This window comes from Mesorhizobium sp. M0960 (assembly GCF_040319055.1).
GTDB lineage: Bacteria > Pseudomonadota > Alphaproteobacteria > Rhizobiales > Rhizobiaceae > Mesorhizobium.
This window is the reverse complement of record NZ_JAMYNN010000020.1, coordinates 1-12,638: the sequence shown is the minus strand read 5'-3', so window position 1 is coordinate 12,638 and position 12,638 is coordinate 1. Positions and strand designations below refer to the sequence as shown.

Annotated in this window: 8 protein-coding genes and 4 pseudogenes; 5 read left to right on the top strand and 7 right to left on the bottom strand. The window is 56.7% G+C overall.

Going from position 1 to position 12,638, the window contains the following annotated elements:
• Positions 1-81 precede the first annotated feature (81 nt).
• Positions 82-441, bottom strand: coding sequence for a hypothetical protein (locus tag NKH63_RS26155; RefSeq protein ID WP_352919270.1), 360 nt, complete (start codon positions 439-441; stop codon positions 82-84).
• Between the two features lie 125 nt (positions 442-566).
• On the opposite strand from NKH63_RS26155, the gene NKH63_RS26150 reads away from it, so the two are divergent.
• From NKH63_RS26150 to NKH63_RS26135, 4 genes and pseudogenes are all read left to right on the top strand, one after another.
• Positions 567-1,037 (top strand): Lrp/AsnC family transcriptional regulator, encoded by a 471-nt coding sequence (locus NKH63_RS26150; RefSeq protein WP_352919267.1) that lies wholly within the window; start codon positions 567-569, stop codon positions 1,035-1,037.
• Positions 1,038-1,374: 337 nt separating this feature from the next.
• A pseudogene (locus tag NKH63_RS26145) lies at positions 1,375-2,528 on the top strand (IS3 family transposase).
• 410 nt (positions 2,529-2,938) lie between these two features.
• Complete coding sequence (locus tag NKH63_RS26140; RefSeq protein ID WP_502896365.1) at positions 2,939-4,660, top strand: GMC family oxidoreductase; 1,722 nt, start codon at positions 2,939-2,941, stop codon at positions 4,658-4,660.
• A gap of 498 nt (positions 4,661-5,158) precedes the next feature.
• On the top strand, positions 5,159-5,917 hold the full coding sequence (locus tag NKH63_RS26135; protein WP_352919261.1) for an aspartate/glutamate racemase family protein: 759 nt from the start codon (positions 5,159-5,161) through the stop codon (positions 5,915-5,917).
• A 465-nt stretch (positions 5,918-6,382) separates the two neighbouring features.
• On the opposite strand, the gene NKH63_RS26130 is transcribed toward NKH63_RS26135, so the two are convergent.
• From NKH63_RS26130 to NKH63_RS26120, 3 genes and pseudogenes are all read right to left on the bottom strand, one after another.
• Positions 6,383-7,549 (bottom strand): M20 aminoacylase family protein, encoded by a 1,167-nt coding sequence (locus tag NKH63_RS26130; RefSeq protein ID WP_352919258.1) that lies wholly within the window; start codon positions 7,547-7,549, stop codon positions 6,383-6,385.
• A 178-nt stretch (positions 7,550-7,727) separates the two neighbouring features.
• Positions 7,728-8,906, bottom strand: a complete 1,179-nt coding sequence (locus NKH63_RS26125; RefSeq protein ID WP_352919255.1) for a M24 family metallopeptidase — start codon at positions 8,904-8,906, stop codon at positions 7,728-7,730.
• A gap of 489 nt (positions 8,907-9,395) precedes the next feature.
• Positions 9,396-9,858: pseudogene (locus NKH63_RS26120) on the bottom strand (Lrp/AsnC family transcriptional regulator).
• A 456-nt stretch (positions 9,859-10,314) separates the two neighbouring features.
• On the opposite strand from NKH63_RS26120, the gene NKH63_RS26115 reads away from it, so the two are divergent.
• Complete coding sequence (locus NKH63_RS26115; protein WP_352919253.1) at positions 10,315-10,683, top strand: SDR family oxidoreductase; 369 nt, start codon at positions 10,315-10,317, stop codon at positions 10,681-10,683.
• 214 nt (positions 10,684-10,897) lie between these two features.
• On the opposite strand, the pseudogene NKH63_RS26110 reads toward NKH63_RS26115, so the two are convergent.
• The 3 genes and pseudogenes from NKH63_RS26110 to NKH63_RS26100 all read right to left on the bottom strand — a co-directional run.
• Positions 10,898-11,680 (bottom strand): annotated as a pseudogene (locus NKH63_RS26110) (IS3 family transposase); the annotation flags it as partial.
• 14 nt (positions 11,681-11,694) lie between these two features.
• Positions 11,695-11,916, bottom strand: a pseudogene (locus tag NKH63_RS26105) (transposase domain-containing protein); the annotation flags it as partial.
• Positions 11,910-12,638: helix-turn-helix domain-containing protein (locus NKH63_RS26100; RefSeq protein WP_352919251.1), on the bottom strand; the 729-nt coding region annotated here is incomplete at its 5' end. The gene NKH63_RS26100 and the pseudogene NKH63_RS26105, both read right to left, overlap by 7 nt.

Below are 12,638 nucleotides of genomic sequence, written 5' to 3'. Positions count from 1 at the left end.
GGGCATACTCCTTCGAGTTAGCAGCCTGCAAATATATCAGGCCGGGTTCCGTGGGTGGGTTCAGGCGCATCAGTTGCCGTCCTAGCGAAGATAGCCCGCTTGCTTGGCCGGCTTGCGCAAATTTTGGTTGGCAAAATGCAGCAAAGATGCGAAGTTTTGGCTGCTGCGCATATATGCGGCAGGGAGTAACGAAACATTGGGGGTTTCCCCCGTCCTTAATTTGTGATCGTAAGATCTTATTAATACCCGGATGGCCGTTAACACGCCAATGCTCGACGCCACCTGGCGGGCTGCTTTGAGGATAATCGTACACGGGTTTAATTCATGATGGACGAACTGGGCAAAATCGGGCTTGCTAATACTTGAAGCGGGCAAAGGCATGAATGCTCTTCTTTGTGCAGCGTTGCCTTCGAAGCCGAGGGGGTACCCAGTATTTTCCATGGTCCGGGATCTCAGGTTGTCACCTCTGTCGCGCCCTGCTCAGCATGTTCGTCTGACACTTCCGTCAGTGGCGATGGCGAAGCGCATCTTTCATGCGCATGTTTGACTTTCTGCGGAGATCAACGATGGATTTGGACCGAATTGACCTGAAGATTTTGAGCGCCGTTCAGCGTAACAACCGCCAGACAACGGAAGAATTGGGGCAAATCGCCGGCATCTCGTCTACCGCTTGTCAACGGCGATTGAAGCAGCTTCGGGAAGCTAGGGTGATTGAGGCTGACGTTTCGGTAGTGTCGCCTGAAGCTGTGGGCCGGCCCTTAATGATGCTGATTTTGGTCGATCTTGAGTCCTATCGCTCCGACACGTTTGATCGATTTAAGCAGGCTATACGGCGCGCGCCTGAAGTCATGAGCGCATATACTGTGACAGGCAATGCTGATTTTGTTCTCCTCGTGTCAGTGCGTGACTTGCTCGACTATGAGGCATTTACTCGTCGGTTTTTCTTCGATAGCCCCGCTGTCAAGAACTATACAACCTTGGTGGTAATGGATCGGACTAAGGTGACTTTGGCCGTGCCAATCGACATAGACGTATAGGGAGAGGCCAGCGCCTTATGCAGCCCTGGACCGCTTGGTGTTTGGAGAGTCTCCATGTCATCGAAAGTGGGACGATGATGTGCAATATGACGAGCGGTTTTCACCTGAACGCTTCTGAAAAGTAGCTCGAGCCGGGCTGTGAGCGTGATTCAGTTTCTCCGGGGAGGAGAATGAGACATGCGCGGCGGGACGAACGGCCTGGCGAGTTGTTCAGTTGCGTTGATCTCGAGGCGCTGGTGCGGCGCGATCAGAGCTGGCTCCGCAAATTCGGACGGTGGCATAAGTGGATTTCATGCCTGACGGCGGCGAGGTTTCTCGCTGCGAATCAGGAGCAGACATGACGAAGAGAAGCCGCCGGACGCCTTCACCGGCTTTCAAGGCGAAGGTGGCTTGGCCGCCGTGATGAAGGAGGGGAGAAGTCGCTGGCCGAGCTGGCGCAACAGTTCGACGTTCACCCGAACCAGATCACGACCTGGAAGAACCATCTGCTGGAAAGCGCGGCCGGGGTGTTCGGGCCGGACAGGGCGGGGGCGACCGAAGTGCCGGTCGATTTGAAGGCGCTGCATGCCAAGATCGGCGAACTGACGCTGGTCAACGATTTTTAGAGGGAGCGCTCAGCAAAGCCGGCCTGTTGAGCGCAAAACGATGATCGACCGCGAGCACGCCTTTCCGATCGTGGAGCAAGCCAAGAAGCTCGGCCTTGCCCGCAGTAGGGTCTACTATAAGCCCCGGCCGGTCTCGGCCGAGGACCTGGCGCTGATGCGCCGGCTCGACGAGTTGCATCTCGATTACCCCCATCGTCGGGCGCGGACGCTTCGGGCGCTGCTGCGGCGAGCGGGTGTCGTGGTCGGCCGCCGCCATGTCGCGAGGCTGATGAAGCCATGGGGATTTTCTGCGATCTATCGGCGCCCGAACACGAGCAAGCCAGCTGCGGGCCACAAGATCTAGCCGTATCGGTTACGCGGCACGAAGATCGCACGGCCGAACCATGCCTTGGGCGATGAACATCAGCTATATCCCGATGCGGCGCGGCCTCGTCTTTCCGGCAGCCGTCGTCGACGTGTTCAGCCAGCGGGTGCTGGCCCATCGGGTCTCAATCACGATGGAGGCGGTGTTTTGCGTCGAAGCGCTGGAGGAGGCCTGGCCAGACTTGGCCGACGGAGATCTTCAACACGGACCAGGACAGCCAGTTCACCAGCCTCGAGTTTAGGCGTGCTGACGGCGGCGAGCATGTTCATCAGCATGGATTACGAAGGTGCCTGGCGCGACAACGTCTTGGTCGAGCGGCTGTGGCGCACGATCAAATACAACGAGGTCTATCTGCGCGCCTACGACAGCGTGTTCGAGGCCCGCGCGTCGATCGGGCGCCCGCATTCGAGCCTTGACGGGCGCACGCCGACGTGGCTTATTTATGCCGCGCGGGCTGCAGCTCTGGTCGGGCTACGCCCTCCCGACGCCGCAGCAAAATCGCAAGTCCCGCGCTCATCGTAACCCGGGAGGATGCCACTTAAATCGAGCCCGAGCTGATGGTGCAGCTCCAGGATCTTCTTGGGCACTTAATCGTCACTTCATCCGTGGATGAAACAGCAAGTCGCGTGGCTTTTGCATCGCTCCGCTGTTGCCAGCAGCCCCACACGATCTGAGGGCTGCCACGGAACTTTTAACCTCGTAGGTTCCCGCTCTCTCGTCGAATTCCGGCGTCCGCACACATGAGACGCCGATTTTCTGAGCGCAAATGGGAGTCGCTTGCATACGGTTTGCTTTGCGGTGCTGCTACACTCACCTAGGCGAGCCGGCGTGAGTGGCACTTTGCGAGCCTAGTATGAGCACTCATTAAGCAGAGCCCGGCATTGCCGTGCTTTCGTTCGGTCCAGTTTGACGGTGGGAAATAGGGGTTGGTATTGGTTTTTGATTATATCATCGTCGGTGGCGGTTCCTCGGGTTGCGTGATGGCAAATAGGCTTTCCGCGCAAGGAAGTCGGGTGCTGCTCATCGAGGCCGGCTCCGACACCCCACCGAACGCCATTCCCGAGGATATCCTCGACGCCAACCCAACGCGCGCCTACCTCAATGCCGACTATCAGTGGCCGTCATTAGAAGTGACGACTGTCGGGGATGGCCGCAAGCCAATTTACTACGAACAAGCCCGTATCCTTGGCGGCGGCTCCAGCATCAATGGCCTAGTAGCAAATCGCGGTGGTCCCGAAGACTACGATGGGTGGGCGTCGAGCGGTGCAACCGGCTGGGGCTGGGAGGAAGTCTTGCCTTATTTCCTTCGTCTCGAAAGCGATTTGGATTTCACTGACGAATTCCACGGCAGGGACGGGCCGCTACCAATCCAACGTGTGCGGCGATCGGACTGGTCCGGCTTTATCCGAGCAGTGTCAGAAGCCTACGACGCTTTAGGCATTCATTTCAGACCTGACTTCAATGGAGCATTCGGCGACGGTTACTCCGTGGTTCCGTTGACCGCCCGCAACGGCCAACGCGTCTCCGCGGCGATGGCTTACTTGTCTGAAACCGTCCGCTCTCGGTCCAACTTAGCAATCTTGTCGGGTACCACCGTTGTGCAACTGACGTCTTCGGGGACTATGGTCACGGGTGTTGAGACGGAGAGCAAGTCCGGCCGGCAGTCGTTTAGTGCGTCAACGGTGATCCTTTGTGCCGGGACGCTCCATTCACCCGCCTTACTGATGCGTTCCGGAATCGGTGCGGCGGAGCAATTGACGAAACTCGGAATTCCAATCGTTGCCGACTTGAAGGGTGTGGGGCAGAATCTCCAGGAGCACGCCGCCATCTCCCTTTCTGCCTATTTGAAGCCAGGCGATCGCATGTCACCCGATGTCAGCGGGCACATCCAAATGCATGCTCGCTACTCGTCGGGTTACGATGGCTGCCCTTCGACAGATATGGCAATATCAGCTCTTGCTAAGTCGTCTTGGCACCCGGTTGGGCAGCGCCTCGGAACCCTTTCATTGTGGGTCAATCGCAGTTATTCGACCGGAGCCATCACGCTCAAGGATCGCGCTCACACCATTGAGTCGGAGGTGAATTTTAACTGGTTGAGTGACAAGCGTGACATCGAGCGATTGAAGCAAGGGTTTCGCCTCATGGCCCGACTGCTGCAGCAGAGTTCACTGTCTTCTATGGCGATCGATGCGTTCCCCTCAGCCTGGAACACTCGAGCGAAACGGGTGAGCCGGATCACTCGAAAAAATTACGTGCTAACCTCAATACTGGCGCGGCTTATGGACAGCTCTCCGCAGCTGCGGCGTTGGCTCATCAGGCAAGTAATAACGGATGGCCAGAGCATTTCTGACCTTCTTAATAATGAAGAACAGCTAGATCAATTCGTACGTTTAAACGTCATCGGAAGTTCTCATCCGACGTCAACCTGCAAAATGGGGGCAGCCTCAGATCCTGGCGCTGTCACAGATCCGTCTGGGCGCGTTCATGGCGTTTCGGGCTTGAGAATCGCCGACGCTTCGGTAATGCCATTCTGCCCCCGGGCTAACACGAACATTCCAACGATAATGGTCGCTGAGAAGATGGCCGATGTGATTTTGAAAGCAGATCGGGCCAGTCTGGTTCAGACAGAGCTCTTGGCCGGTCCTCGACCCTAGCAGAACACTCGTCGCTCGGGTCCGATCGTGCGCACCTACACGTTCGCGTTGTTCCCTGCATATCCCGGCTGCGCGGAAGTCCGCGCACCACGACGTCGAACCTTTGACTCGTTGACTAGCGAGGCCGCGCGTCCAAGCCATCCTGTATTCGCCGAAGTGGATAGCGCTCTAATTCGATGTGACCTGACCTCCCGCAATGGTCGCCGGCTGTATTCGGATGGTGCTCCGCTAAGCAATCGCAGGAAAGGTGCGTTTTCGTCGAAAAAGCGTCGTTATTCATGCATTGACAGCCGGCGATTTCCGCGATGCGGCTATATCAGAGATGCTAAGTTTGTCTTGGTTCGACCGACGGCGGCCGTCGCTGACACATCGCGGTACGGCGGAAACAACTTGGCAGGCGGAACCCAAATGCTGAGATATGAAATGGTTGAAGCTAGGCCGGCAGACAGTTATTAAGTTCCCAAAGTCGCTGTCGGAGGTCTCAACGCGGGGTTTTTGATGACCTTGACAAAATTCCACTGTCTTGGGCTTCTCACACTGGAGGGGGGGCCTGCGGCCGGCGAAGAGCCGCTATGGTCAGCGGGGTCCTTGTTGAATCCAGTTACATTTAACTTCCCGATCATATCGGAAAGGGTTTCTGGTTCTTGGGCCGAATTCGTTTTCCGCGGAGATCGAGCGCTTGAGTCCCCTTGCATTGAAGCTGCCAAGCGTTTGGTCGAAAGAGGCGCAAAGGCGATTACGGCAGACTGCGGTTTCTTGATCAGGTACCAAGCAGCCATCGCTGCAGCAGTGGACATTCCAGTCGCGATGTCAAGCCTTTTGCTTATTCCAACTCTGCTGCGCCAGCTGCAGCCGGCTGCTAAGCTCGCTATCATCACTGCCAATGCAGCTCACTGCGATTTCGATCTCCTCGGGATAAACGATCCGGCTGATCGCGAGAGGGTGGTCATCGGGGGTGGCATCGGCAATAAACTGATGGAGCGGCTTAAGACATTCCACCCACATTCTCCGACCGAACCTACCGAAAACAAAGCCGATAAAGCCGCCGAGGTCGAAATCGCTAGCTGCGTTGCTGATCTAGAAATCGATATAGCTGCCTGTATCGCGCAGCTTCGTGCCGAGCATCCTGATATTGCAGCCATCCTATTCGAATGTACCTTGTTTCCGGTGGTCACGTCCGCAATCCGTCGTGCAGTCAAATTGCCAGTCTATGACATTACGACTCTCGTTCGGATGACCTTCGAGTCCCTTTCCTAGTCCCTTAGTCAGCCTGTCAGATCCAGTTCAAATGGATCTGAGTTGCGGCTGGCTGCCAACAGGTGACCGAAGGTTCTTGTCCGTGGATATGCCGAAATTGCGAAATCGTTATGGACACCGCAGTAATCTGATCGAAGCGATCAACGGACATTTGCGTTTGCCCTCCGCCCGAGCGGCAGCGTATGGGAGACGACCGCATCTACTATCTCGGTCATCGCAGGCAAGCTTCGACCGATGCCAGAGCTGGTCATCCGCCGAAACAGAAGCAACACGAATATCTTTCGCCGCATCGGTAAGATCCGCAAAGCGATTTGTGTGCGCAGCGAGCGACACCACAGCTGCCAAACCTCTCGGTCCCACTCGTTTTCGCTAAAGCAGTCGGTATTAACGTGGCCAGATCGGCGCGCCTAACCCCAACGCCAACGACGTCGCGGTCACCAACAGGGCGCCGGCGAGACGAAAATTCTAACTCCCGAGCGTGTTTTCTACTAGCTTGATCCAGTACGATGTGCCGTACGGGATAGCCTCATCGTTGAAATCGAAAGCGGGGTTATGCAAACCAGCGCTGTTGCCATTCCCGCACCAGATGAAAGCACCCGGACGCGCCTGCGCCATGAAGGAGAAATCTTCTCCAACCATAACTGGCGGCGTTTCGAGGACGCTGTTTTCGCCGGCCACATCCTTCGCAGCATGAAGTGCAAGTTTGGTGGGCACAGCGTGATTGAAAACAACAGCATCGCTGTCTTGGATCGTTAGATCGATCCTGGCGCCCGTTACCTGCGCGATGCCAGCTACTACCTCGCCCACGCGCTTCTTAATAAGCTGACGCACCTCCGGCGTAAGCGTCCGCATACTGCCGCGCAGCTCAGCTGTCTGGGGAATAATTCTCTGCGTGTTGCCCGAATGGAACAGATGAAACGAAAGGCCGGCCGAATCGACGGGGCTAACATTCTGCGCCAAGATTTGTTGCATCGCGACTATAAGCTGCGCTCCAACATGAATTGAATCAATGCATTCATGGGGCCTCCCGGGATGGCCGCCGTGGCCCTCGACTCGAATCTCGATCTCATCGGTTGCCGCCATCGTCGGACCCTGGCTAATTCCAAAGGTGCCGATAGGCAAGCCCGGAAAAGCATGCATCCCAAACACCTGCTCGATTCCGAACCGGTCCATCAGGCGGTCCTGTATCATCGCGACCGCCCCTACGCCAAGTTCCTCTGCTGGTTGGAAAATCAAGACGGCCGTGCCAGCAAAATTCCGGGTCTCGGAAAGGTAACGCGCTGCGCCCAACAGCATCGCTGTGTGACCGTCATGTCCGCAGGCATGCATGACGCCGTTGTTCTTGGAGGCATAAGGCAAACCAGTCACTTCCTCTATCGGCAGCGCATCCATGTCAGCGCGCAAACCGATGACCTTGGCGTTGCTCGCGGCCCTCTCGCCCCTGATGACGCCAATGACGCCGGTCTTACCGAAGTCTGTGACGATCTCGTCGCAGCCGAATTCGCGCAGGCGCTCGGCGACGAAAGCCGAAGTGCGATGTTCGTCAAAGCCCAGTTCAGGATGCGCATGGATGTCGCGGCGCCAAGCCACAATCTCAGGGAGAAGCTCGGCGACGCGATTGAGGATGGGCATAGGGTTGTCCTTTAAGGTCGAAGAAGCTTAAGCCTCTGTGGCGTTACTCGCGACTGGCGTTCAGCCGCAACGGGTCGACGTCGCCATCCCAGAACGCCGCTTACGCCGACTACAATCCAGCCTATGCATATTGGGTTCGACATTACCCCGCGGCAGTTCTGAGGTTGACTATGGTCGCTTACCGAACGTAAATCTTACGCTCGACATTGGTGAGTATTTCACATCCCGTCTCTGTCACGCGCACGGTCTCACTTGTACCCGCGTCTGCAAAGCCAAATACCTTAACCATCGACGGAATATGGAATGTCATATTGGGACGAAGCGTCCGAGTTTCTCCTCGCTTGAAAGAAAGAATATAGCCCTCGCCCCAATCGGGAGGGTAATTAACTCCGATCGAATAACCGGTCCGTTTGAAACGCCCCTCATAGCCGCCGTCGGTCACTGTCCTTGACCAAACATCCCAAACTTCTCCCATGGGGCGGTCAGGCCGGATGGCTTCAATCATTTTTTCCAAAGCCCTGCGGGATACATCTTCCATGCGCGCAAACTCAGGGTTGGCTGACTTGGCGACGGCAATTCGCATGACAGCTGCACTGTAGCGCCGGATGTTGCCTGATAGTTCCAATAGGACTGGATCACCTTCCACAATTTTTCTGCCGGACCAGGTGGCATGGCAGTAGCTGGTGCGAACGCCGGATGAAATTAGCGGCGGCCCACTCGTACAGTCGCTGCCCATGATCGTCACAACTCGCTGAATCTCCGCAGCGATATCATTCTCGCTCGCACCAACGTGAACTTGGTTAAGGCCAGCCTCCATGCCCGCGTCCGCAATTCGGGCAGCTTGACGGATATAGTCGATCTCAAGGTCTGACTTGACGACTCTAGCACTTTCGACAGTCAAGGAACCGTCTTCAAACTTCGTGCTTGGAAGTAGATATTTCAGTCGTTCATAATTGGCGACGGTCAGAAATATGCTTATTTTTTCAACGCCGATAATCGAGTTCGCGTACCCCTTGCTTTTGATGGTTTCCGCGAGAAGCTCGATGGGCGACTCGTGATCCATGTAACTAGCCCGTTGCTCTGTCCACGAGGATATTACGACATTTGTCTCCTCTATGGCGCGAGTTATAAGGAACGGATCGCCATCTAGTGGCACTAATAGGAACTGTGTAGAGGTATAGCCCAGAGTATCGAACCCAGTTAGGTAATACATGTTTTCGGGAGTTGTCACGATCAGCATATCAAGCTGCCGAGTTGACATTTCCTGTCGGACAGCTTTAAGGCGTTGCTCAAACTCGGCGATCGGAAATGCCAGATTTTTTTGGACACTGGCCGTATTCACGCCGGAGACTTTCATGATTTTATCCTGTTGATCGAGATCATCGTATATTGGATCGGACACCCTAGCCCCTCCGTATGGCAACAAATGTAACAAGTACCAAACAGCTTCTTTGCGCGAAGGGCCTAGCTTCCCCGCAGGAAAGCCGCGTTTTTTCGGCCGCTACCGCACAATATCACCACGTTAAAGTACGCCGCACCGGTACTCCCCCGACAGCCTCTCGATTCTTGTTGTTGAGTGCCTGACGATCCTCCCTCGGACTCTCTGCCCTAAGTCCGAATCAAGCGATAGCGGAACGAGACACCGGCCAGGCGACGGCCATTCGGCTCAGCGGACAACCAGGTTTGTGCTGTTTCAAGACGTCCGATCCGCCCAGATGGAATCTGAGGATCGGTGGCTGCCCACGCGCCCCGTTCACTCGGATGCGAGCAGCCACAGTAAGAGCGCTCTACCGAGGCAACATTTCGATTAGTTGGCATCGAAAATCGCCTCGTGTGATCGGCTCGACTACTCGCCGGCCGGCAAAGCAAAAGATGCTTTGATCCTATCCATCACCACGGTTGTTTTAAATCCCTTAACCTGGATGTTCGTAAAAGAATTTCCAAGTAAAAGCTTCGCACTCTACCATGTCATGTGCAGATACCGTAAGAATGAAGTCAGAGTCGCCAGTTACATAATATGCGCACATGATCTCTGGCATGCGCCGAATCGCCTGCTTAAATCGATCGATAATACCTGCTCGTTCGCGCTCGAGCGTGATCGAGACCAGCAGCAGCAACGGTCGTCCGACGGCTTCTGGACAAACTATCGAAACGTCCGCTTCAACCACACAGGCATCTCGAAGTCGCTTCAATCTCCTCTGGCAGGCGGTAGCGGATAGTCCAGCGATCTCGCCTAATTCCTCTGTTGTAAGTCGATTGTTGCACTGCACAGCATTAAGAATCTTCCGGTCAATTCGATCCAGATTCATGTACCGTCTCTGCTTGCAATTGATTGCGGATCAATGAGCCCTGCGCAGGGTTTCTGCATGGCTGGCTGTTAACAAGAGAAAACGTGTACGTTTCACCGCGTCCTTCCCCATATCGCATGAAACGGCGTTCTATCGGTTAAATGCGCATATTATCTGCATAAGGGCGGCGGGCCGCGCGTTGGCGCCCGACGCCGTCGAGGTGGCAGCTCGCAGAGTTTCCGAACCCGCTGCGCTTGGATTTCTGAGCCTATTCCGCCCGCGATCCATAGTTCACCCCGACCTGGTTATAAAGATTCGAGCGAGGTGCTGTTGAAGGTCGCTTTTCTGAGTGTACCGGGGGATCGGTGCTGCGGCTGAAATGGTAGTCAGTCCGGTCCTACGGGCGCCTTCGACATCGCCGGCGTTCCTCTAGCCCTGAAGACGACGCGCGGAGCTGTCATCAGTATCCTGTCGGTCGTGGCTTTTACTGGCGGGTTTGCGCACGTTGGCTATACCGCCTCGAGGGGCGGAGTTCGGTCGCTAACCCACATCATGTGCCGCGAGCATGCGCCCAACTTGATACGAGTCAACGCGGTGGCTCCGGGCTATATCGACATTGCAATGGCGGAAAGTGGGACGGCAAGACGGATGAGTAATTGCTGGCACTGTCCTATGCGACGGTTCGGACAGGCTCGCGAGATTGCTGAGCCGGTGGTGTTCCTGGCCTCGAAGGTAGCTCCATTAATGGGGTACCCCTCGCGGTTAATGGCGCCCATCTCACGGTTAGGTGCGCAGCAAAAAGTATTTAGGCGAAAGCGGACCTCTACCCAAGCGTTTAACCGATAAGTAGCGAGAACGGGAAAGAAGCGAGCTCTGCCGGACAGGTTCGGTTTAGCCGTGCTTGGCATTGCGTTTTAAAGGTTTGTCGCCGTAGCACGATGGGGTGGGATCCATGCGCTCACGGCATCACCATCGAACTTCGGCTACTGTCCGTCGTCAGGGAATTTGAGACAACTGGCGCTCTGATTTAGCGGAGGCTCTGGCGCATCTCGGTGTCATTTTAGGCGGCGTCTCTGCGGTGTCGCAAGCGCCGTTGTTCGATGGTCTTTCGTTTGATCTTTTCTCGTTGCAACAGAATGGTCTGGCCTCGGCCGAAGTAGACGTCGGCCGGGGTGAGATTGCCGAGGCTTTCGTGGTAGCGCCGGTGATTGTAGTGCTCGACGAAGGCGGCGATCTGCCTGTCGAGATCGCCGGGCAGGAAGTAGTTTTCGAGCAGAATGCGGTTCTTCAGCGTCTGGTGCCAGCGCTCGATCTTGCCCTGCGTCTGCGGATGGCTGGGCGCGCCGCGGGTGTGCTCCATGTTTTGATCCGAGAGCCAATCGGCCAGGCCGCCGGCGACGTAGCACGGGCCGTTGTCGGAGAGCAGCCGCGGCCGCCGATAGATAGCCCGATCGCAGCCCGATGCCGTGAGCGCCAGGTTCAGCGTGTCGGTGACGTCCTCCACCCTCATGGTCGTGCATAGCTTCCAGGCGATGATGTAGCGGGAGAAGTCGTCCAGAATGGTGGAGAGATAGAACCAGCCCCAGCCGATGACCTTCAAATGGGTAAAGTCGGTCTGCCACAGCTGGTTGGGCGCCGTTGTCTTGTCCTTGAACTCGTCGGCGGCCTTGATGACGATGAAGGCAGGGCTGGTGATCAGATCATGGGTCTTGAGCAGACGGTAGACCGAAGCCTCTGCGACAAAATAGCTTTCGGCGTCGGTGAACGTTACCGCCAGTTCGCGCGGCGACAGTTCCGGCCTGTTCAAGGCGAGGTCGATGATGCGCTCCCGCACGTTCTCGGGAGTAACCGCTGTTCTCAGGCCACGGCCTTGAGCGGCATAGGTCTGTAGGCCCAAGGCAGCAGATCGTCGATCTGGCTTTGTGGATGGCCGGCGACGATCCGGGCGATCACGTCAGCGAGATAGGTATGAGGCTCGACGCCGTTGAGCTTGCATGTCTCGATCAGCGAGGCGATCGTTGCCCAGTGCTCGGCGCCGCCGTCTGAGCCGGCGAAGAGCGCATTCTTGCGGTTCAGCGCGAAGACCGATTCATTATGCACCTCCTTTTCAAATGGCGGAAAACAGCGATTCCTGGTTGTCGTCGTGGATGCGACGCGGAGTATTGCGCGTCAAATCGGCCCGCGCCGCGCATGACCTGCTCGGCAGGCAAGAGGCCATCCCTGATGAACCGGCGGATTTTGACGTGTGAGACTCCAAGCCGGGCGGCCGCGTCCGACATGGTAAGCCACTCGCCATTCTTGTCGGAAGAGCGATAGCCGCTGATCTTGTGCACCGTGCGCAGCGATTGGACGCGACGCGCGGTCCAGGTCTTTCCCTGACCGGTCTGCATGCCCATGCGATTGAGTGTGGCAGCGATTTCGGCATCCGACCACCGGGTTGCCATGGATCGCATGATCGCCAGAGCCTCCTCAGGCGTACGCTGGCCATGCTCTCCGGATTTGGGCTTGCGAACCCGTACCTGCGAGTGCTGGCCTCCGTGCCAGTGGATGGTCAAGATCACGTCGCGCGCATCGTCATCGACATCGGCCACGATGTCCTTGATGAGCGCGCGCAGCAGTTGCTGACGACAGCGCATGTCGACACCCGGCGCGTTCCAGGTGGCCTCGAGATTCTGGGCGAAGCCCGTGAAGTCCGGAACCGCGTCGACAGGCTCCGCACGCTGGACTTCGCTCAGCCGGGCCTCGCAGGTCTCCACGCGCCTGAGCGTGGCTTCCCAACTCCTCTCGAGCTGGGCCGCAAT

What these genes read in the sequence shown, in the direction of transcription:
- NKH63_RS26155 (WP_352919270.1), bottom strand. Translation starts at nt 441, where the DNA reads ATGGAAAATACTGGGTACCCCCTCGGCTTCGAAGGCAACGCTGCACAA.
- NKH63_RS26150 (WP_352919267.1), top strand. Translation starts at nt 567, where the DNA reads ATGGATTTGGACCGAATTGACCTGAAGATTTTGAGCGCCGTTCAGCGT.
- NKH63_RS26135 (WP_352919261.1), top strand. Translation starts at nt 5,159, where the DNA reads ATGACCTTGACAAAATTCCACTGTCTTGGGCTTCTCACACTGGAGGGG.
- NKH63_RS26130 (WP_352919258.1), bottom strand. Translation starts at nt 7,549, where the DNA reads ATGCCCATCCTCAATCGCGTCGCCGAGCTTCTCCCTGAGATTGTGGCT.
- NKH63_RS26125 (WP_352919255.1), bottom strand. Translation starts at nt 8,906, where the DNA reads ATGAAAGTCTCCGGCGTGAATACGGCCAGTGTCCAAAAAAATCTGGCA.